This window comes from Lacrimispora sp. BS-2 (genome assembly GCF_040207125.1).
In the GTDB taxonomy this organism is placed as follows: domain Bacteria; phylum Bacillota; class Clostridia; order Lachnospirales; family Lachnospiraceae; genus Lacrimispora.
Genome location: NZ_CP157940.1, coordinates 3,144,054 through 3,163,363 on the forward strand (window position 1 = coordinate 3,144,054; position 19,310 = coordinate 3,163,363).

At 46.9% G+C, this 19,310-nt stretch carries 15 protein-coding genes and 1 pseudogene; 5 read left to right on the top strand and 11 right to left on the bottom strand.

Features of this window, described 5'->3' with window-relative positions; translation table 11 throughout:
- From ABFV83_RS14810 to ABFV83_RS14855, 10 genes and pseudogenes are all read right to left on the bottom strand, one after another.
- On the bottom strand, nucleotides 1-1,137 hold the full coding sequence (locus tag ABFV83_RS14810) for an ATP-binding protein (RefSeq protein ID WP_054740242.1): 1,137 nt from the start codon (nucleotides 1,135-1,137) through the stop codon (nucleotides 1-3).
- On the bottom strand, nucleotides 1,127-1,834 hold the full coding sequence (locus tag ABFV83_RS14815) for a response regulator transcription factor (protein WP_349944864.1): 708 nt from the start codon (nucleotides 1,832-1,834) through the stop codon (nucleotides 1,127-1,129). The genes ABFV83_RS14810 and ABFV83_RS14815 overlap by 11 nt, the downstream gene beginning before the upstream one ends.
- A gap of 270 nt (nucleotides 1,835-2,104) precedes the next feature.
- Nucleotides 2,105-4,247: pseudogene (locus ABFV83_RS14820) on the bottom strand (RNA degradosome polyphosphate kinase).
- A complete protein-coding gene (locus ABFV83_RS14825) occupies nucleotides 4,247-5,815 on the bottom strand; it encodes an exopolyphosphatase (RefSeq protein WP_349944866.1) in 1,569 nt (522 codons plus the stop codon). Before ABFV83_RS14825 ends, ABFV83_RS14820 begins: the two are co-directional and overlap by 1 nt.
- A 59-nt stretch (nucleotides 5,816-5,874) precedes the next feature.
- Complete coding sequence (locus ABFV83_RS14830; protein WP_349944867.1) at nucleotides 5,875-7,167, bottom strand: ATP-binding protein; 1,293 nt, start codon at nucleotides 7,165-7,167, stop codon at nucleotides 5,875-5,877.
- A gap of 242 nt (nucleotides 7,168-7,409) precedes the next feature.
- Nucleotides 7,410-8,546, bottom strand: coding sequence for a prephenate dehydratase (gene pheA, locus ABFV83_RS14835; RefSeq protein ID WP_349944869.1), 1,137 nt, complete (start codon nucleotides 8,544-8,546; stop codon nucleotides 7,410-7,412).
- 37 nt (nucleotides 8,547-8,583) lie between these two features.
- A complete protein-coding gene (locus ABFV83_RS14840) occupies nucleotides 8,584-9,345 on the bottom strand; it encodes a lysophospholipid acyltransferase family protein (RefSeq protein WP_349944871.1) in 762 nt (253 codons plus the stop codon).
- 54 nt (nucleotides 9,346-9,399) lie between these two features.
- Entirely contained in the window at nucleotides 9,400-9,870 is a 471-nt protein-coding gene (locus ABFV83_RS14845; RefSeq protein WP_349944872.1) for a hypothetical protein, read from the bottom strand.
- 44 nt (nucleotides 9,871-9,914) lie between these two features.
- On the bottom strand, nucleotides 9,915-11,426 hold the full coding sequence (cls, locus tag ABFV83_RS14850) for a cardiolipin synthase (RefSeq protein WP_349944874.1): 1,512 nt from the start codon (nucleotides 11,424-11,426) through the stop codon (nucleotides 9,915-9,917).
- A gap of 124 nt (nucleotides 11,427-11,550) precedes the next feature.
- The gene (locus ABFV83_RS14855; RefSeq protein WP_054740247.1) at nucleotides 11,551-11,730 is read right to left on the bottom strand and encodes a DUF4250 family protein; all 180 of its coding nucleotides are present in this window, start codon (nucleotides 11,728-11,730) and stop codon (nucleotides 11,551-11,553) included.
- Nucleotides 11,731-12,136: 406 nt separating this feature from the next.
- Here ABFV83_RS14855 and ABFV83_RS14860 point away from each other — a divergent pair, with 406 nt between their 5' ends.
- The 5 genes from ABFV83_RS14860 to ABFV83_RS14880 all read left to right on the top strand — a co-directional run bounded on the left by ABFV83_RS14860 (nucleotide 12,137) and on the right by ABFV83_RS14880 (nucleotide 16,498).
- Complete coding sequence (locus ABFV83_RS14860; RefSeq protein ID WP_349944876.1) at nucleotides 12,137-13,201, top strand: ABC transporter substrate-binding protein; 1,065 nt, start codon at nucleotides 12,137-12,139, stop codon at nucleotides 13,199-13,201.
- 33 nt (nucleotides 13,202-13,234) lie between these two features.
- Nucleotides 13,235-13,981, top strand: coding sequence for an ABC transporter permease subunit (locus tag ABFV83_RS14865; RefSeq protein WP_349944877.1), 747 nt, complete (start codon nucleotides 13,235-13,237; stop codon nucleotides 13,979-13,981).
- A complete protein-coding gene (locus ABFV83_RS14870; protein WP_349944879.1) occupies nucleotides 13,974-14,555 on the top strand; it encodes an ATP-binding cassette domain-containing protein in 582 nt (193 codons plus the stop codon). Before ABFV83_RS14865 ends, ABFV83_RS14870 begins: the two co-directional genes overlap by 8 nt.
- 13 nt (nucleotides 14,556-14,568) lie before the next feature.
- Nucleotides 14,569-15,417 carry a ModD protein gene (modD, locus tag ABFV83_RS14875; RefSeq protein WP_349944881.1) on the top strand — a complete coding sequence of 283 codons (849 nt, stop codon included), beginning with the start codon at nucleotides 14,569-14,571 and terminating at the stop codon, nucleotides 15,415-15,417.
- A gap of 76 nt (nucleotides 15,418-15,493) precedes the next feature.
- Nucleotides 15,494-16,498, top strand: coding sequence for an asparaginase (locus ABFV83_RS14880; protein WP_349944882.1), 1,005 nt, complete (start codon nucleotides 15,494-15,496; stop codon nucleotides 16,496-16,498).
- A gap of 78 nt (nucleotides 16,499-16,576) precedes the next feature.
- On the opposite strand, the gene clpB is transcribed toward ABFV83_RS14880, so the two are convergent.
- The gene (gene clpB / locus ABFV83_RS14885; RefSeq protein WP_349944884.1) at nucleotides 16,577-19,165 is read right to left on the bottom strand and encodes an ATP-dependent chaperone ClpB; all 2,589 of its coding nucleotides are present in this window, start codon (nucleotides 19,163-19,165) and stop codon (nucleotides 16,577-16,579) included.
- Between the last annotated feature and the right edge of the window lie 145 nt (nucleotides 19,166-19,310).

Consider the following 19,310-nt stretch of genomic DNA (forward strand, 5'->3'; position numbering starts at 1 on the left):
TCACCCTATCTTTCCAAAGTTCTCTTTATTGATATCAAAATCCACCTGCAGCTTAATCGTAAATACGGTTCCGGACAGATCACTGGTCACTTGAATGGTTCCGCCGTGCATATCCACAATATTCTTTGCAATGGCAAGGCCCAGCCCCGTTCCTCCCGTGTTGGTGGACCGGGACTGTTCCACGCGGTAAAACTTATTGAAGATAAGAGGCAGCTCTTCCTCCGGGATCACATAACCATAATTGATCACCTGGATCGTAACCAGTTCTTCGCTTCCATGGACCTTTACCAGGATGCGCTTTCCATCCGCACCGTATTTGATGGCATTGTTGATCAGATTGTCAAACAGACGGGCAAGAAGGTTGCCGTCTGCCGAGATTATTTGGGCGGGAACATTGCTTTGTAGCTCATAGGAAAGATTCTTATCCACAAAACTGGGATAAAATTCTTCCAGAAGCTGACTTAAAAGCTTCACCACGTCCACCTTGGCTACGTGCATGGAGATCTTTCCATAGTTCAGCTTTGTAAATCCGAATAAATCCTCAATCAGCTTTTCCAGCCGCTTTGTCTTTACGTATGCAATCCCTATGTACTTTTTCTGGACTTCCGGATCAAGCTTTGTTTCTCCGGACAACAATTCCAGATACCCGATGATGGAGGTTAATGGAGTCCTTAAGTCATGAGCAATATTGGTGATGAGCTCGTTCTTGGTCCGCTCCGCCTCCCGTTCCTTGTCCATGAGACCTCTTAAATCTCCCACCATCTTATTTAAACTGGCTGCCATGACGGAGAATTCATCATCTCCCTCAATGTCAACCGTAATATTTAAATCTCCCTCGGAAATGCTCTGCATGGCATCAGAAATCCGGCTGATATAACGCATGGACTTTTCCTGGAGGAGGAGAAAGGTGACCGTAAATATTCCGATCCCGAAAATCACATAAATCAGGATCACCACCACATCAAAGGAGGTGAGCATCTCCACAAATGCATTATCCCTTTGTGTGTTTCTCATGTAGGAGGCTACCAAAGATACATTGGTCACCAGAAATATCTCGATCAGGACCGTGACCACTGCACTGTAAAAAATATTGGCAATGACCCGGGTATGAAAACGGCGGTTAAGATCACTTTTCAATTTTGTATCCTACCCCCCAAACAGTGGTGATGATTTTGTTCTGTCTGGTATCTTCCTTCATCTTACCCCGCAGCCGTCTGATATGTACCATTACTGTGTTGTTGGCCTCATAAACCTTTTCATTCCACACCTTTTCAAAAATCTCATCGGTACTGAACACTCTTCCGGGATTGGAAGCCAATAAGTAGAGGATGTCAAACTCAATGGGGGTAAGCTTGATCTCTTCCCCATAAACAGTCACCTTATGGTTATCCTTGTTAATGGTCAGTCCTCTTATGGCGATTTCATTCTTAGCAGATTCGTTTGCCGCACTGTTGGGGTTTAACTGGGTGTAACGGCGAAGCTGGGATTTTACCCGTGCCGTCAGCTCCAGGGGATTAAAGGGCTTTGTCACGTAATCATCAGCCCCGGTTCCAAGTCCCAGAATTTTGTCCAGATCCGTGGACTTGGCGCTGAGCATAATGATGGGAATGTTATTGGTCTCCCGTATTTTCTTGCACATTTGCAGGCCATCCATTCCTGGCATCATAATGTCTAAAAGAACCAGATGGATCTGGGTCTTTTCCAGAATTTCCAGTCCTTCTTCCGCATTATTTGCTTTATGTACTTTATATCCATCACTGACCAGATAAATCTCCACTAAGTCTGCAATTTCTTTCTCATCATCCACAACCAAGATGTTTATTGTTTCGGACATGAAAAATACCTCCCTTGTCGTATGTATATATAAGGTTCAGCGGTGCATTCATAATTTGGCTGACGCCAAATTATTCATGACGGGCGTTCCGCCCTATAGAAACACTTGCACAGTTCGTGCTTAGTGAGCAAATTCCCACGCACGAACTGTGCAAATGTTTCTGCACCGCTTAGACTCTTATCCATTTTACCACAAGAAAGGTATCTTTGCCTTACTATTTTCTTACAAAAAAGCTATAATTCGGTAACTATGGGGAGCCTTTCCTCTGGCTTACCCCTGACTTTCCGTAGGAATAAATACCCGGCTGCCTACTGGATCTGATTTGCCAAGCTCCGCCTTAACGCTCTGAATGGCCTCTTCACAGAACTGTTCCTGGCTGTTGACCAGAACCTTGCCCCTTTTATCAGGTTTTTCATAAGTTCCGTCGGATTTTAAGATATGGGCCTTCACATTATCCTGAAACTGCACCTTAAGGACATGAAGAATCTGGTCTGTCAATATTTCATCCTCCACAGGAAACATGATCTCCACCCTTCGGTCCAGGTTTCTTGGCATCCAGTCGGCGCTTCCCATATAAAGCTCCGGGCTGTTGTCATTTTCAAAATAAAAGATCCGGGCATGCTCAAGGAAATTTCCAACAATGGAATGAACCGTAATATTTTCGCTCAGCCCCGGGACTCCTGCCTTTAAGTCTGCATATCCCCCGGACAATTAATTCGATCTTTACTCCTGCGCAGGAGGCCTCGTAAAGGGCCGCTATGATCTCCTTGTCGCAAAGGGAATTCATTTTGGCCATGATATGAGCGGTTTTCCCGTTTTCCGCATTTTTTGCCTCCCTGCGGATCATCCTTAAGAACCTGGCCCGCAGCCAGATGGGTGCCAGCACCAGCTTATTCCAGTGAAGAGGCTCGGAGTAGCCTGACAGCATGTTAAACACTGCGGTGGCGTCTTCCCCGATCTGAGGATTGCAGGTCATGAGGCCAAAATCCGTATAAAGCTTTGCCGTGGAATCGTTGTAATTTCCTGTACCTAAGTGGACATAACGGCGGATGCCATCCTCTTCCCTTCTCACCACCAGAGTGATCTTGCTGTGGGTCTTTAAGCCCACCAGCCCGTAGATGACATGGCAGCCGGCTTTTTCCAGCTTTTTTGCCCAGTTAATATTATTTTCCTCATCAAAGCGTGCCTTTAATTCCACCAACACCGATACCTGTTTCCCATTGTCAGCGGCCTCTGCCAGAGCGGCGATGATGGAAGAATTTCCGCTGACCCTGTAAAGGGTCTGCTTGATGGCCAGGACCGACCGGTCACTGGCAGCGGTCTTTACGAAATTTACCACAGGATCAAAGGTCTCGTAAGGGTGGTGAAGTAAAATGTCGCCTCCCCGGATGTTGGTAAATATGTCATCTTCATTCATAAGCCTTGGAACCTGCTGGGGAATATAGGGAACAGCCTTTAAATGGTCAAAGCCTTCCATTCCGTACATCTTCATGAGAAAGGTCAGGTCCAGAGGGCCTGCGATCTCAAAGATATCTGCGGAGCTGATGCTTAACTCCCGCTTGAGTATTTTTAACAGGCGTTTATCCATCTTTTCTTCCACTTCCAGGCGGATGGCCTCACCCCACTGACGTTTCTTAAGCTGCTTTTTGATTTCCTCCAGAAGGTCCTCTGCTTCCTCCTCGTCAATGGTGAGATCCGCATTTCTCATGATGCGGAAGGGATGGGCGGTAATGACATTGTAATTTAAAAACAGGCTGCCAATATTCCGTTCCATGATCTGTTCCAGCAAAATGACGGCCCGTTCTCCTTTTTTCCCTGTGGGCAATTCCACGATCCTTGGAAGAACACTAGGCACCTGGACCATGGCAAATTCCAGTTCCTCTTCCCCGCTCTTTTTCTGAAGGAGAGCCGCGATGTTTAAGGATTTGTTCCGGACCAGAGGGAAAGGCCTGGAGGAATCCACAGCCATGGGAGTGAGCACCGGATACACATTCCTCTCAAAATAACTGTCCGCATAGCTTCCCTCCTCTTCGCTTAGATCCTCATGGCACTGGACCACCCGAAGCCCGTTCTGTTTTAATGCAGGAAGAAGGGAACGGTTATAGGTGGAATACTGCAAAGCCACCAGCTCATGAGTCCGCCCGCTGATCCTTTCAAGCTGCTCCGGCGGCTTCATGCCCGCAATATCCGGCTTTGTATATTTGGCATGAACCATATCCTTAAGGGAGGCAACGCGGACCATATAGAATTCATCAAAGTTGGAGGCGGTGATGCTTAAAAATTTCAGCCGTTCAAAAAGAGGAAGGGTCTTATCTCTCGCTTCGCTGAGCACGCGGTAATTGAACTCGATCCAGCTCAGTTCCCGGTTTACATAACTTTCAGGGTTGTTGTATATCTCATTGGTGTCTGTCATCAGGATAACCTCCTCTTCTGTTTTAATATGGGCCTTATTCCGAATATCTCTTCAAAAAAATCTGCTTTCTGGCGGAATGCCACCGCTTCCAGGGTGATGTCGCCTTCATAGGAGACCGTCACCACCAGCTTTCCGTTCTTTACGCTCATATGGCTGTCTGACAGCTTCTGCTTGTGGCTGCGGTCCATGGAATTGGCCAGCCTTAAAATAGCTGTCAGCTTTCCCACAAGTAAGAGGCTGTCCTTTTGTGGAAATTCTCCCTTAGCGTTCCGGAACACCTCTTCACTTATATGGATCCGGTTATAATCAAATTCCACTCCATTGTAGCGGACCGCATTGGCAATGATCTCCCGTTCCATATGGGACAGACCGATGATTTCCGTTGACATGATGATATGGTAGGCGGATTCGCTGGGGTTTCTCATGCTGATAAATTTACCGCAGGCGTGAAGGATGGCGGCAATCTGCAAAAGCAGCCTTTCCCTCTTTCCCATTCCGTGGTATTTCTTCATGCTGTCGAAAATATCAAGCACGTATTTTTCCATACTGACTGTGTGGGGACCATGGCATTTATAGCGCTTTGCCATGTTGCGGGAGGCCGCAAGAATGTCCTCGGAAAAATCATGGTTGAATTTTACCGCCTTTGTCTCTTCCGCATATTCGGCTGCAATGCTGTCGCAGAGGCGGATTCCAGGAATCCAGAAAAGCTCTGCCCTGGTCAATTCCAGAACACGTTTAAAGATGATGGCCGCCGGAATCAGGAGAGACGCGTATTCCGCATTGACTCCAAACCGGTCCTGAATCTGGTCTAAAGACATTTCCACAATTCTTTCATAAAAAAATGCAAATTTCTCCGCAGTGACCCGCTCCACAGGCTTTCCAACCTGGCTGTCCCTGGACAGATAAAGGATGCTCTCTCCGATCCCGATCAGGTTTTTGATCTCCCTGTCCTTTAAGTAAACCTTGCGGAATGTGTACAGTTCATTATCCACCATTTCTTCGATCAAAGTATTCTGCGTCTGGTTGTCGGTCTGTACGGTCCCCATCATTTCCCGGATCCTTAAGACGCCTAACATCAGATTATGGGTGGAAACAAGGGCATCCCGGTCAAACAGAGAAACCTGCATGCTTCCAAAGCCCACATCCACAATGGCGGTTCCTTTTTGTATGATCTTATGGAATTCCGCATCCTTTGAAGCAATGGCCTTATAGCTGATAAAGCGCTGCTCAGAGTTACTGATGACCCGCACTTCGATTCCGGTCCTCACCCGGATCTGATCCAGGACGATCCGGCTGTTTTTCGCTTCCCGCAGGGCGCTGGTGCCATAGGCCCGGTAGCCGATCACTTTATAGGACTCCATGATGCCGGCAAAATCCTTGATGACCTGGCACATTTCCTCCACCAACTCGTAGCTGATCTTTCCATCGTTATAGGTGTCCCTTCCAAGGGCAATGACATGGCGGACATGGTCCACCTTCCGGATTCCGGCTTTAGCAGAAATCTCATAGATACCAAGCTCCAGTTCAAACGATCCCACATCAATGGCGGCAAATAATCTTATTGCCATACCTTTCCTCCTTACTGCCCATGAGCCGGGCAGCTTCTTCTATATTCCACTTTATCATTTTAATCATTTGTTCCCAAAAGGTGTGTGATAAACTGGCTTGCCGTTCTGCCGGATAAGCCTCCGTGGTTTAATTCCCATACATTCGCTTTTGCATACAATTCTTCCAGAGGCATGTTTACATCACTGCGGGAGGCCAGCTCCCTTACGATCTCCTGGAATTCCCTTCTGTCCGGCGAGCCAAAGTAAATGCTCACTCCGAAGCGGGCCACCAGGGAAAGCTTTTCCTGGACGGTGTCATTATTATGTAAGTCATCATCCAGCTCCCTTTTGTCACTGAATTTTTCCCGTATGAGATGCCTGCGGTTGGAAGTGGCATAAATAAGCACATTGCCCGGCTTCTTCCCAAGGCCGCCTTCAATGATTGCCTTTAAATACTTATACTCCAGTTCAGAATCCTCAAAGGATAAGTCATCCATGTAAATAATAAATTTGTAATTCCGGTCCTTTACCTGCTCCTGAACCTTTGAAAGAGACTTGAACTGATGCTTGTAAACCTCGATGATCCGAAGCCCCCTGTCATAATATTCATTGAGGATTGCCTTGATGCTGGAGGATTTTCCGGTTCCGCTGTCACCGAAAAGCAGAACGTTGTTGGCGGCGCGGCCGCTTAAGAATGCCTCCGTATTTTCAATCAGCTTCTGCTTTTGCAGCTGGTAGCCGATGATGTCATCCAAATGGACGTGTTCAATGCTGGTGATGGGCAGTATCTGAGGTTCGCCCATTCCATCTTCTATGCGAAAGGCTTTATTAAGGCCGAACTTCCCCACCCCGAACTTACGGTAAAACTCTGTTACCTCAGCAGCAAAGTCCCTTTCATCCCTTGCCTGTTCCAGGGCAACAGCCAGGGCCACGATCTGATCCCTGATCCTCTTATTATAGATCTTGCTGGTGCCGTCTGCCGTCCGGTAATGGGAAAGTGCGGTCCATATCCCCCTGCCCTCCTCATGGTTTAAACAGTCCAGCTTTCTGATGTCATAATCGAACAACTCCTTAATGACCCGGAAATCGTGGGCAGCCAGTTCATTTAAAGTCCCTTCAATAGGGCCTAGGATCTCACAGGAGGTGCTGTAGGCATTTTCATTGTCAGCCAGGCAGAAAGCTAAAAAACAATGCCAGAGATTCCCCTCAAAGCCATAGGAAGCCGCCAGCTCTATAAGCTGACCGGCACAGGCATGGGAATCCGGCATTGTTTCTGTTTCAGGCCGCTGGTCCAGGCTCAAAAGTCCGGCCGTCTTGTCAAAAAGTTCACAATGTTTTAAATTACGGTACAAAATCAATTCCTGGGATTTCATAATCTGCCTCCTAAATGGGTCAGGCGGATATGTCTGCATATCCAGCTGATTCATAAACTCAAGGTTAAAAGACGTTTTCTTTCAACCATCCTCTTTTTTGTAAAACAATAAGAAACACGCTTTGCGGGTTTCTTATTGTTTTCGCGGCAGCCGCCGGGCGAACATGCAAATATGTTCATCCGGCCTGCAGCCCGTATAAATTCAGGCACGGCCCGATCACCAGAACGAACCTATACAAGCCTTTAATAATTTCCCAAAATCCTCATGTTGCTTCCCTCTTCGGATATTCCCTTTAGGGCATTCTGAATGGAGGCATCACTTAAATTCCCCTCAATATCTATGAAAAACCGATATTCCCAGTTTCTTCCCAGGATGGGCCTTGACTCGATCATCATCATGTTGACCCCGTTATAGATAAAATTACCCAGCATATTATAAAGAGAACCGCTCTTATGGGGCAGTTCAAAGCTTATGCTTATCTTGTCCGCATTTTCCCGGTATACCGGCTCCCTTGACAGGATGATGAACCGGGTCGTGTTGTTTTTATTGTGGTTGACAGAAGACTTTAAAACCTTCAGTCCATAAAGCTTCCCTGCGGTCTCGCTGGCAACCGCCGCCTGGGACGGATCTCCATCCTCAAGAACCTTTTTAGCAGCCACGGCAGTATTTTCCACACTGATCTGCTTCCAGCCCCTGTTGGCATTTAAAAATTCGGAGCACTGCATAAGAGCCTGGGGATGGGAAAATACCGTCCGGATGTTCTCCTCCTTTGCCTCTGAAAGTCCAAGCAGCGCATGGTCTACGGGAAGAAAGGTTTCCGCCACAATGTAATTGTGGTATTTTATGAGCAGGTCATAATTATGAGTGACAGCACCTGCCGAGGAATTCTCAATAGGCAGCACCGCGTAATCCGCAGTTCCTGCCTCCACCTCTTTCATGGCATCTTCCCAGGAATCCACATGGCGGGCATCTGCATCGTCTCCAAAATATTTTAAGGCCGCCTCGTGGCTGTAGGCGCCTTCCACTCCCTGATACACCACACGAACCTGCTTTACAGGAAGGTCCTTTACCGGACGGAAATCATTTTCCGTTTTCAATCCATGCTCCGCCATAAGCCTGTACTGTAAATGGCGGCTAATGGTCATCATCTGGGTGAACAGCTCCCTTACCGCCTGTTTATGGAATTCATCCTCCACCATAGCGGTCACGACCTCAATCTTCTGCTGTTCCCTTTCCCTGTCATAAACCTGTTTCCCTGTTTCAATCTTATATTCCGCCACCTGGCCGCTAAGCTCCAGCCGCTTTTCAAATAATGATACAATCTCACGGTCAATCCCGTCAAGCTGTTTTCTGATCTCCTGTAAATCCAATGTCTTCATAGGTATTATCATTCCTTTGTCTTATCTGTCTGTGTGCTTAAGCTTTGTCTGAAAGCTTTCCCTGGCTTTTAAGCTCCGCTTCCAGCATGGTCTTTATCTGATTTTCTACATAGGCTCCGGGGAATTTCCGAAACTCCGGTTCCAGCTCCTTTGTATAAAAGGGACTGCCAAATTCAATGGTCACCTGGGAGGAACGGATGCGGGGAAATTGCCGTTCAAACACCTCTGCAGTTCCGGATATTGCCACCGGCACTACCGGGCAGCCGCTTTTTTCCGCAATTTTAAGACTTCCTTCCTTAAATGGAAGCAGGTCAAGGGGATTTTCCTCCCGGTTTCTGGTACCTTCCGGAAAAATCCAGACGGAAACGCCTCTTTTTACCTGATCAATTCCTGTGAGAATGGTTTTTAAGCCTTCCTTTAAATTCTTCCTGTCAAGAAACAGGCAATTGACTAACTTCATCCAGGTGGAAAGGAGGGGAATCTTCTCCATCTCCTTTTTTGCCACAAATCCCATAAGGTCCGGAACCGTCACATAACCTACAAGAATATCAAAATAGCTTCTGTGATTTCCCACATACAAAACGGCCTGGTCTGCCGGAATATTCTCCTTTCCTTTCACCGTGATTTTCACGCCGGCCATTTTAAGGAGGATACTAAAGATCCATTGAACCACCGCCAGGCTCTGTATATCCCGCCGGCGGCGGTCCTTTTTACCGGTCAGACACATAAAAGCCATGACCGGAATGCTTAAAATCAAAAATAAAATGACTGTTGCTGCTACAAGAATAAAACGTATCATTGGTCTAGCCCTCCATTTCATCTATTATATAAAATGGCGACTTTAATTACAATACTACCTGCCTTTCTTTTTTGTAATTTGTTCAAACAACAATCCTGTGGCAAACCACAGCGGTGCAAAATCCAGACGGATCAGCCCGTCAATGTTGGTGTTTCGTCCCGTATAATCCCAGGGGCATATCCCTCTGCCCCGCAAAAGGGTACCGGCAAAGTATTCCGCCACAAAAATGAGAACCATGTAAAGAAATCCATGGCGGATGGCCAGTTCCGCTTTCTTTGCCGCAAATCCTGAACCGGGATTTACCCACCGGTCAATAAGATCTCCAATGGGGCCTAAAAGCGCTCCGCATCCATAGATGGGAAACATTAAAAGAGAAGTCTGCCCCATAAGCCGCCAGTCCTGGCGCAAAATGGATTCCGTGGAGGTAAAGATAACCTCCAGGCACCAGCCTGTCACCCCGCATTTGCAGAAATCAAGTGGCAGCTGTTTTAAGTTTAATTGTGATAGTGTCTTCATATCCTCCATTATGCGCCGGTTATGGACTTATTATGTTCTTCTGTAAAAGAATTCTATAAAAGTGGGGATAACAGCCTGCTTCCCTGTTCCTTGATCCGGATAAAAAGGCTTCTCTCCTCATACACCTCTCTTGTGATCTCTTTGCACACCTTTAAATCCTCCAGGAACAGTGCTTCCAGCCTGCGGGTGGTCTCCTCATCGTAAATTACGGCATTTACTTCAAAATTAAGCTCAAAGCTTCGGATATCCATATTGGCAGTGCCGTAAGAGCTTACTTTTCCATCGGTCATGACCCCCTTGGAATGGAGAAACCCGTTTTCATAGGTATAGCATCTGGCTCCGGCAGATATTAAATCTCCCACATAGGAATAGGAAGCCCAGTAAACAAAAGGATGATCCGGCTTACATGGGATCATGAGCCTTACATCCACACCGGAACGGGCAGCCATCTGCAACGTGGAAAGTACGGCATCATCAGGCACAAAATAGGGCGTCTGGATGTAAATATGATCCCTGGCCTTTGAAAACAGGCGGATATAATTATCCCGGATCTGACGGCTCCTTGCATCCGGACCGCTTGCAATGATCTGGATTCCAACATATTTTTCCTCATTATTTATGTCAACCACACCCAGTAATTCCAGGCATTTTCCATCTTCATCTTCACAAAAATACTTCATATTTCGAAACAGGTTCTCTCCTGTGGCATAATTCCAGTCCAGTGCAAAACGGATCTGAAGGCTTAGCACGGAGCCTCCCTGCAGTTTTAAATGAGTATCTCTCCAATAACCGAATCTGGTATCCTTGGAAATGTATTCCCGGCCGATGTTAAAGCCCCCTACATATCCGACCCTGTTGTCAATGACCACGATCTTTCTGTGGTTTCTGTAGTTTACCCGAAGCTGCAGCCTGCCAAGTATGGGCGGAAAAAAGATTCCCACCTTTACCCCGTTTTCCTTGAGCCGGTTCCATTTGTTCTTTGGCATGAAACGCCCTCCCATGCCGTCGCAGAGAATACGCACCTCGACTCCTGCTCTGGCCCGCTCGATGAGGATGGGGACCATGGAATCAAACACTTCATCATCCTTAATAATGTAATACTGCATATGAATGAAATGGGCCGCATTGGAAAGCTCCATTCTTAAATCCTTAAACTTTTCCTCACCGTCAGTAAATATCTGGGCAGTGTTGTCAACGGTCAGCACTGATCCGGAGGTTTCTAAATTGTACACCACCAGATCCGCATAGTCACGGGACAAAGAGGATACCAGGCTGATGTCATGGCTTTTTAAAAATTCCTCCTGGTTTTTTGCGGAGTAACGTACCCGGTCTTCCACTTCCTTAATCCGGAACAGCTTGCCCTTTCGCATATCCTGGCCCAAAAGCAGATAAACAAGAATGCCGAATACGGGAACAAAATACAGGGCCAGGAGCCAGGTCCAGACCGCTTTGGGATCACGACGCTGGAAAAACACGATGATAATTGAAAGAATCAGGTTGATATAAATCAGATGATCGATCAGCCAGTTCCAGATTTCAACTGTCTGTAAAAAAACTGTTTCCATAATAAATCCCTCCTGTCTAAGCGGTCACTATCCGCTTTATTTGTGCAGGCAATGAAGATGGTTCAAGCAGCTTTTGCAGGGTATCTGATTGCAGAAAGGGCCACCGCCGATGCGATGACCCTTATTATACAAACTGATTTCTCTCCCTGTTGTAATGATAATCAATCGCGGCCAGAGAAAGGGTCAGATCCTCTTCCCGGATCCCAAGACTATGGCAGCATTCCTCCAGAGAAGGATAATAATCTCTTAACTGAGTATTGACATAGCTTAGCAGCATCACTGGATCTTTAGGTATGTTAAACATTTTTTCCTCCTGTTATGCTATTATTAGTGCATACTATCATATAAATCCATGAGTCCGCAGTGGAAGCTGATAAAACCGCAGGTTTTATCAGCTCACGGGTATTCGCCCTATGAAATAAGGCAGGGAAAGATTTTCTTATGTGCGAGCACAACGAAATTTTTTTCCTGCCTTATTTCGCACTGCTCATTGCTTCATGAACATTCTATCATAATTTTTCCCAGTTGTGAATCTTTCAGAACAGGAGCCGCAGAATTTTCATGGAAAAAAATTCCGGGGCATTTTTCTTGCCTTAAGACTGGTCTTGCCCCTTTAGGCTCCAAAATTCTTGACAAGCCCTGGAAGCAAACGATATAATACCTTCAACGGATATTATTATAAAAATATATCGGGAAGGAAAAAAATTATTATGTTAAAAAAGTTAACGTCTCTCGCAACTGCATTTCTACTACTGTTCAGCCTTACTGCCTGCAGCGGAAAGACTCCGGTGCAGACCTCTGCCGCCGCAAGCGAAGCTGAAAAAGAGACCCCTAAGCCGGTGGAAACCACCCTGGAGACCACATCTGAACGTGCTGCCAAAGAAAGACCTGAGGCAAACATGATTCTGGTAGGCGGATTTCTAAGTATCGGCGCCGTCAACCTGCTGGAAGCTGACGAAGCCGGAACCTCTCTTAACCAGTATAACTGGACCCTTGCCACCGCTCCTGACGAGGCCAGCGCCAAGCTGTTGTCAGGAGAAGCTGATATTGCCGCAGTCCCTACCAATATGGCTGCTACCCTTTACAACAAGTCTGAGGGAAAGGTGGTGATCGTGGCTGTCAACACACTGGGCGTCACAAAGCTGATGAGCACCGATGACTCCATCAAATCTCTTGACGATTTAAAAGGCAAAACAGTATACGGAAGCGGACAAGGTTCCATTCCTGAATACACCTTTGACTATGTGCTGCGTCAGAACGGGATTGAACCGGGTGTGGACGTGACCGTTGAATACAAACCAGGGCATGAAGAGGTATCTGCCCAGATGTCGGCTGGCAATATTGAAATCGCAACCATCCCCATGCCTTCCGCAGCACAGGTGGCGGCCAACAATCAAAATGCCCATGTAATACTGGATTTGACAGATGAATGGAACAAACTGGATACCAAGGCCCTTATTTCCCAGGGCTGTGTTGTAGTCCGGCGTGACCTTATTGAAAAACGGCCTGAGGTTTTAAAAAACTTTCTGACAGATTATGAGTCTTCCTGTAAGGCCGTTCATTCTGATCTGGAAAAAACATCTGAATTATGCGAAAAGTTTGGAGTATTGAAAAAGCCCATAGCCATGAAAGCCATACCCGAATCCCATCAGGTATACATTGCCGGACAGGAAATGAAGGATGGCCTGGAGCCTTTCTTTGAAGTTTTATTTAAAGCGAATCCAAAATCTGTAGGCGGAGTTCTTCCGGCGGAAGACTTCTACTACCTTCCATAGCCTATGAAAGGCCTGTTTCGGCAAATTGCCGTTTTGTTATTCTGGCTGGGGGTGTGGCAGCTTCTCTACATAGCCGTCGGACAAGCCGTTCTTGTGGCCGCACCGGCTGACGTCATATCCAACCTGTTGGATATGATGAAGACCAGAGACTTTTATATTACTGTAATTCATACGCTGCGCAACATAATTGCAGGCTTTTCCAGTGCGATGCTTATTGGCATCGCACTGGCTGTATTTACCTATGCCATACCTGTTGTACGGATTCTTATTTCTCCTTTCATCTCAGTGATGAAGGCCACGCCGGTGGCTTCCTTCATTATCTTAGCCCTGGTATTTATGAAATCGAAAAACCTGCCCATTCTGGTATCATTTTTAATGGTCATGCCACTTGTATGGGGAAACATGACGGAAGCACTCCTTGCGGTGGACAGTAACTTACTTGAAATGTCCCGGATGTTTCAAGTCCCCTTTTTATCCCAGCTGCGCCGCATTTACCTTCCCAGCTCCATTCCCTATTTCCAGGCTGCCTTTCAAACCGGATTTGGCTATGCCTGGAAATCAGCCATAACAGCCGAGGTCATGTCTTCCCCAATGCTGACCATTGGCCGCAACATGGCTGATGCAAAGGTTTACCTTGATACATTGAACCTCTTTAGCTGGACCCTGGTGGTGATCCTGCTCAGCATTGTTACTGAAAAACTGGCTGCCGGCGGGATCCGGCTGTGGCTGAACCGGCACTTTCCGCCGTTACATACAGAAGGAACAAGCTCCTATGATTGAATGCAAAAAAATATCCAAAACTTTTGGAAAAACAACAGTATTGAAAGATTTTGATTATATTGTGGGAGAAACCGGACTGCATACGGTGACAGGTCCATCCGGCCGCGGAAAGACCACCCTTGCCCGTCTGATCATGGGATTGGAAAGACCTGACTCAGGAGAAATCCTTTATAAGGAGGGGATCCGAATCTCACCGGTCTTCCCGGAAAACCGTTTGATTCCCACTCTGACATGCCTGGAAAACGTGGAATATGCCGCAAAGAACAGGGCTAAAAGCCGGGAAATGCTCCATCGTCTAAAGCTGGGCGGATGGGAAGATGCCTATCCCGGTCAATTATCCAGCGGCATGAAACGCAGGGTGGCTCTGGCCCGTGCACTGGCCTACGGAGGAAATATCCTGATTCTGGACGAACCTTTTGCAGGCCTGGATGCAGCATTAAAAAGCTATGTACTTGAGCTTTTGCTTTACCATGGAAAAACCATGCCGGTCCTGCTGTTTTCACACGAAGTTGCCCTTGTTAAACCTGTATCCCATCATTTTTTGGATTTGCAGATGCTTCCAAAATCCTATTGAAAAGGAGAATCCTATGTTTTTTACCTGTGCGGAAATTGATCATTTCATCGAGGAAGATGTACCATATATGGACCTGACCAGCCACCTTCTGGGCCTTGCAGAACGGCCGGGCAGTATTACCTATTTCACCCGGGAAAGGGGGGTGGTGTGCGGTACCGAGGTGGTGGAGCAAATGTTCCGCCGGCTGGACATCCGGACAGAGGAAATCATTGCCTCAGGAGAAAGGATTGAAGCCGGACGTGTGCTGATATCAGGCTCAGGCTCTGCCAGACAGCTTCATACTGTTTGGAAGGCCGCCCAAAATGTACTGGATCACTGCAGCGGAATTGCTACGAAGACGAGGAACATGGTGGATGCAGTCCAAAGCGTAAATAAAAACATGATGGTCCTGACCACACGCAAGAGCTTTCCAGGCGCTAAAAAGCTGAGCGTTCATGCCATACTTGCAGGCGGCGCCATACCTCACCGGCTGGGACTTTCTGAAACAGTGCTCATCTTTGAACAGCACGTTTCCATGATCGGGGGGTATGAAGAACTAAAAAAAATGCTTCCAAACATGAAAAAACAATGTCCTGAGAAAAAAATCCTCATTGAAACCAATGATCCGGAATCAGCAAAAGAATTCCTTTCCCTTGGAGCTGACGGGATACAGTTTGATAAGATGAGCCCAAAGGATATAAGCCATGCCGCCGCATCCATCAAACAGCATTATCCCCAATCCATACTGCTGGCCGCAGGAGGGATTCATCCTGGAAATGCAATTGAATATGCAAATACCGGAGTTGACGGCATTGTTACCACAAGCCTTTATACCGCTTCCCCCCTGGATATTGGCGTCAAAATCAGCATAAGGGATTGTTAAGCAAAAGTATCCCTGTACGAATGAGGAAATCAGTGTTACAATCAGATATTGAAATCCTTTAGGAGGTATCCTGTACATGAAAAAAATACTTATGCTTGGAACAGGGGGCACCATAGCCTGCAAGCGGAGCGACAGTGGTCTAAAGCCTCTCCTCACCACTGACGAAATCCTTTCCTATGTTCCGGAAGCGTCAGCATTCTGTCAGGCAGACTGCCTGCAGATACTCAACATAGACAGCACCAATATGCAGCCAGGCCACTGGCTTACCATGGCAAAGGCTATTGAAACCCATTATAAGGAGTACGATGGCTTTGTCATCTGCCACGGTACGGATACCATGGCTTATACGGCCTCTGCCCTTTCCTACCTGGTCCAGAACTCGGAAAAGCCCATTGTCATCACCGGTGCACAAAGGCCCATTGATATGGAGAATACCGATGCCCGCACCAATTTATCAGACAGCCTCCGGTTTGCCAGCGAGTCTAAGGCCCATGGCGTTACCATTGTATTTGACGGAAAGGTCATTGCAGGCACCAGAGGAAAAAAAGAGCGCACCAAGAGCTACAATGCCTTCTCCAGCATCAATTTTCCTTATATTGCCGCCATCCAGGATGGGCATGTGCTGTTTTACGTAGATGACAAGGCTTCCTCTCTTAGGCAGGTACAGTTTTTCCATAAGCTGAATCCTCACGTAGCATTAATGAAGCTGATTCCTTCCATGGGCTCTGATGTTCTGGATTTTTTGGCAGAGCATTATGATGCGGTGATCATAGAATCCTTTGGCGTGGGCGGTCTTCCCTCCTATGATACAGGTGATTTTTATAAGGCCGTTAAAAAATGGATCTCCCTTGGAAAAACTGTGGTCATGGCCACCCAGGTGACCAATGAAGGCAGCGATATGTCCGTATACGAAGTAGGGCATTCCATAAAAAAGGAGCTGGGGCTTTTAGAAGCCTATGACATGACCCTGGAAGCCACTGTGACAAAGCTCATGTGGATCCTGGGACAGAGCAGCGACGAAAAAGAGATCCGGGAATTGTTTTACCGGACCATTAACAGAGATATTCTCTGGCAGGCATAACAATACGGCGCTGCAAAACAGATGAGCGGTCATCCCTTTTGCAGCGCCTTTTTTAATATGCGTATTATGTCTTACCTTTTATTCCAGATAGGCAATCAGCCTCTGACCGTCTTCCGATACATCGATCACGATCACATTTCCCGGCCGGACCTCATCTCCAAGGATGATCCTGGCCGCCAGGGTTTCCACATGCTTTTGCAGGTAACGTTTCAGCGGACGGGCTCCGTATACCGGATCATAGCCCTGTTCCACCACAAACTCCTTTGCCTGGTCAGTCAGTTCCAGCCTTAATTCCTGGTTTCCAATCCGTTTATTTAAGTCCGCAAGGAGCAGGTCAATGATTCCTGCAATATTTTCCTTTTCAAGAGGTTTGAACAGGATTATTTCATCAAGACGGTTTAAGAATTCCGGACGGAAATGGTTCCTTAAATCATTCATTACCATTGCTTCCGCGTCTTTCCTGATCCTTCCGTCCTCATCAATGCCCGTCAGTAAATACTGGGAGCCGATATTGGAGGTCATAATGATGATGGTGTTTTTAAAGTCAACGGTTTTTCCAGAAGAATCTGTGATCCGTCCATCGTCAAGGACCTGAAGCAGTACATTAAATACATCGGGATGGGCTTTTTCTACCTCATCAAAGAGCACCACAGAATAGGGCTTTCTCCTGACTGCCTCCGTAAGCTGGCCGCCCTCGTCATAGCCCACATATCCTGGAGGGGCTCCGATCAGCCTGGATACGGAATGCTTTTCCATGTATTCGCTCATATCAATTCTGACAATGTTATTTTCATCGTCAAACAGGCTTTCTGCCAAAGCCTTGGCAAGCTCGGTCTTTCCCACGCCGGTAGGTCCTAAGAACAGGAAGGAGCCGATGGGCTTTGTAGGGTCCTTGATCCCTGCCTTGGAACGGATGATTGCCTCCGTAACCTTTAATACCGCCTCATCCTGGCCGATGACCCTCTTATGAAGCTCCTTATCAAGGTGAAGGGTCTTATTTCTTTCCCCTTCCGTCAGTCTGGCTACGGGAATTCCCGTCCATTTGGACACGATTCTGGAAATCTCATCTTCTGTCACGCTCTCATGAACCAGGCTCATATCCTGGTTCCTTACCCGTTCTTCCTCTTCTTCCAGTTCCTTTTGAAGCTGGGGAAGCTTTCCGTATTGCAGCTCAGCCGCACGGTTTAAATCGTATTTCTGCTGTGCTGCCTGGATCTCCCGGTTCATATTTTCAATTTCTTCCCGCAGGGAGGATAACCGTTCTACGGAAGCTTTTTCATTTTCCCACTGGGCCTTCTGGGAAGCAAACTCATCATGAAGCTCTGCCAGTTCCTTCTGAAGCTCTGCAAGACGGTCCTGGCTTAAACGGTCGGTTTCCTTTTTTAAAGCAGCCTCTTCAATCTCCATCTGCATAATACGCCTTGAAAGCTCATCAAGCTCTGCCGGCATGGAGTCCAGTTCTGTCTTTATCATGGCACAGGCTTCATCCACTAAGTCAATGGCCTTATCCGGCAGAAAACGCTCGCTGATATAACGGTCAGACAAAGTCGCCGCCGACACCAGGGCAGAGTCCGTGATTTTTACTCCATGGTAGACCTCATACCTTTCTTTCAGTCCCCTTAATATGGAAATGGTATCCTCCACCGTAGGTTCGTCGACCATGACCGGCTGGAACCGCCGTTCCAAAGCCTGATCCTTTTCAATATACTGGCGGTATTCATCCAGTGTGGTAGCGCCGATGCAGTGAAGCTCGCCTCTTGCAAGCATGGGCTTTAACATATTGCCCGCATCCATGGAACCTTCTGTCTTGCCTGCCCCTACAATGGTATGAAGCTCATCGATAAACAAAATGATCTGGCCGTCGCTCTTCTTCACTTCATCAAGAACTGCCTTTAAACGTTCCTCAAATTCTCCCCGGTACTTGGCGCCTGCTAACAGTGCTCCCATGTCAAGGGCGAACAGTTTTTTATCCTTTAATCCATCCGGCACATCACCCCGGACAATCCTTTGGGCCAGGCCTTCTACTACGGCAGTTTTACCGACTCCAGGCTCACCGATTAAGACCGGGTTGTTCTTCGTCTTTCTGGAAAGAATACGAACCACATTCCGGATCTCGCTGTCCCGTCCGATCACCGGGTCCAATTTCTGGTCCCTGGCCCGCTCCACCATATCAAAGCCGTATTTGGTAAGGGTATCGTAAGTGGCCTCCGGGTTGTCATTTACAACCCGCTGGTTTCCTCTTACCGTGGAAAGAGCCTGTAAAAAGCTTTCCTTAGTTATGCCATAACTTCGGAACAATTCCTTTACCGCCTTAGATGGCTGCTTTAGCATGGCTAAAAACAGATGCTCTACGGAAACGTATTCATCTCCCATGGCCTTTGCTTCATCCTCGGCGCTTATTAAGACCTTATTTAATTCATTGCTGATATAAAGCTGTCCTCCCCTGACCTTGGGAAGTTTTTCAATTGCCTGAGCTGTTTCATTTAAGAACTGCTCTTTTTGTATATTCATCTTGGTAATGAGCTTCAAAATCAGGCTGTCTTCAATGGTGAGAAGACTGTACAGCATGTGTTCCTGTTCTATTTGCTGGTTCCCATATTCATATGCAAGTTTTTCGCAATTCTGGACAGCTTCCATAGATTTTTGCGTAAATTTATTGATGTTCATAATAGCTTCCTCCTTTTTCTCCGAATATGTAAAAATATTGCTTCACCTGTTCTATATGTAATATAACAAATAGTTTTTCATGTGTCAAGATATTTTTCTCCGGATTCCAACAGAATTCAAACAAAAATCATGCAGTTTTCTTCCC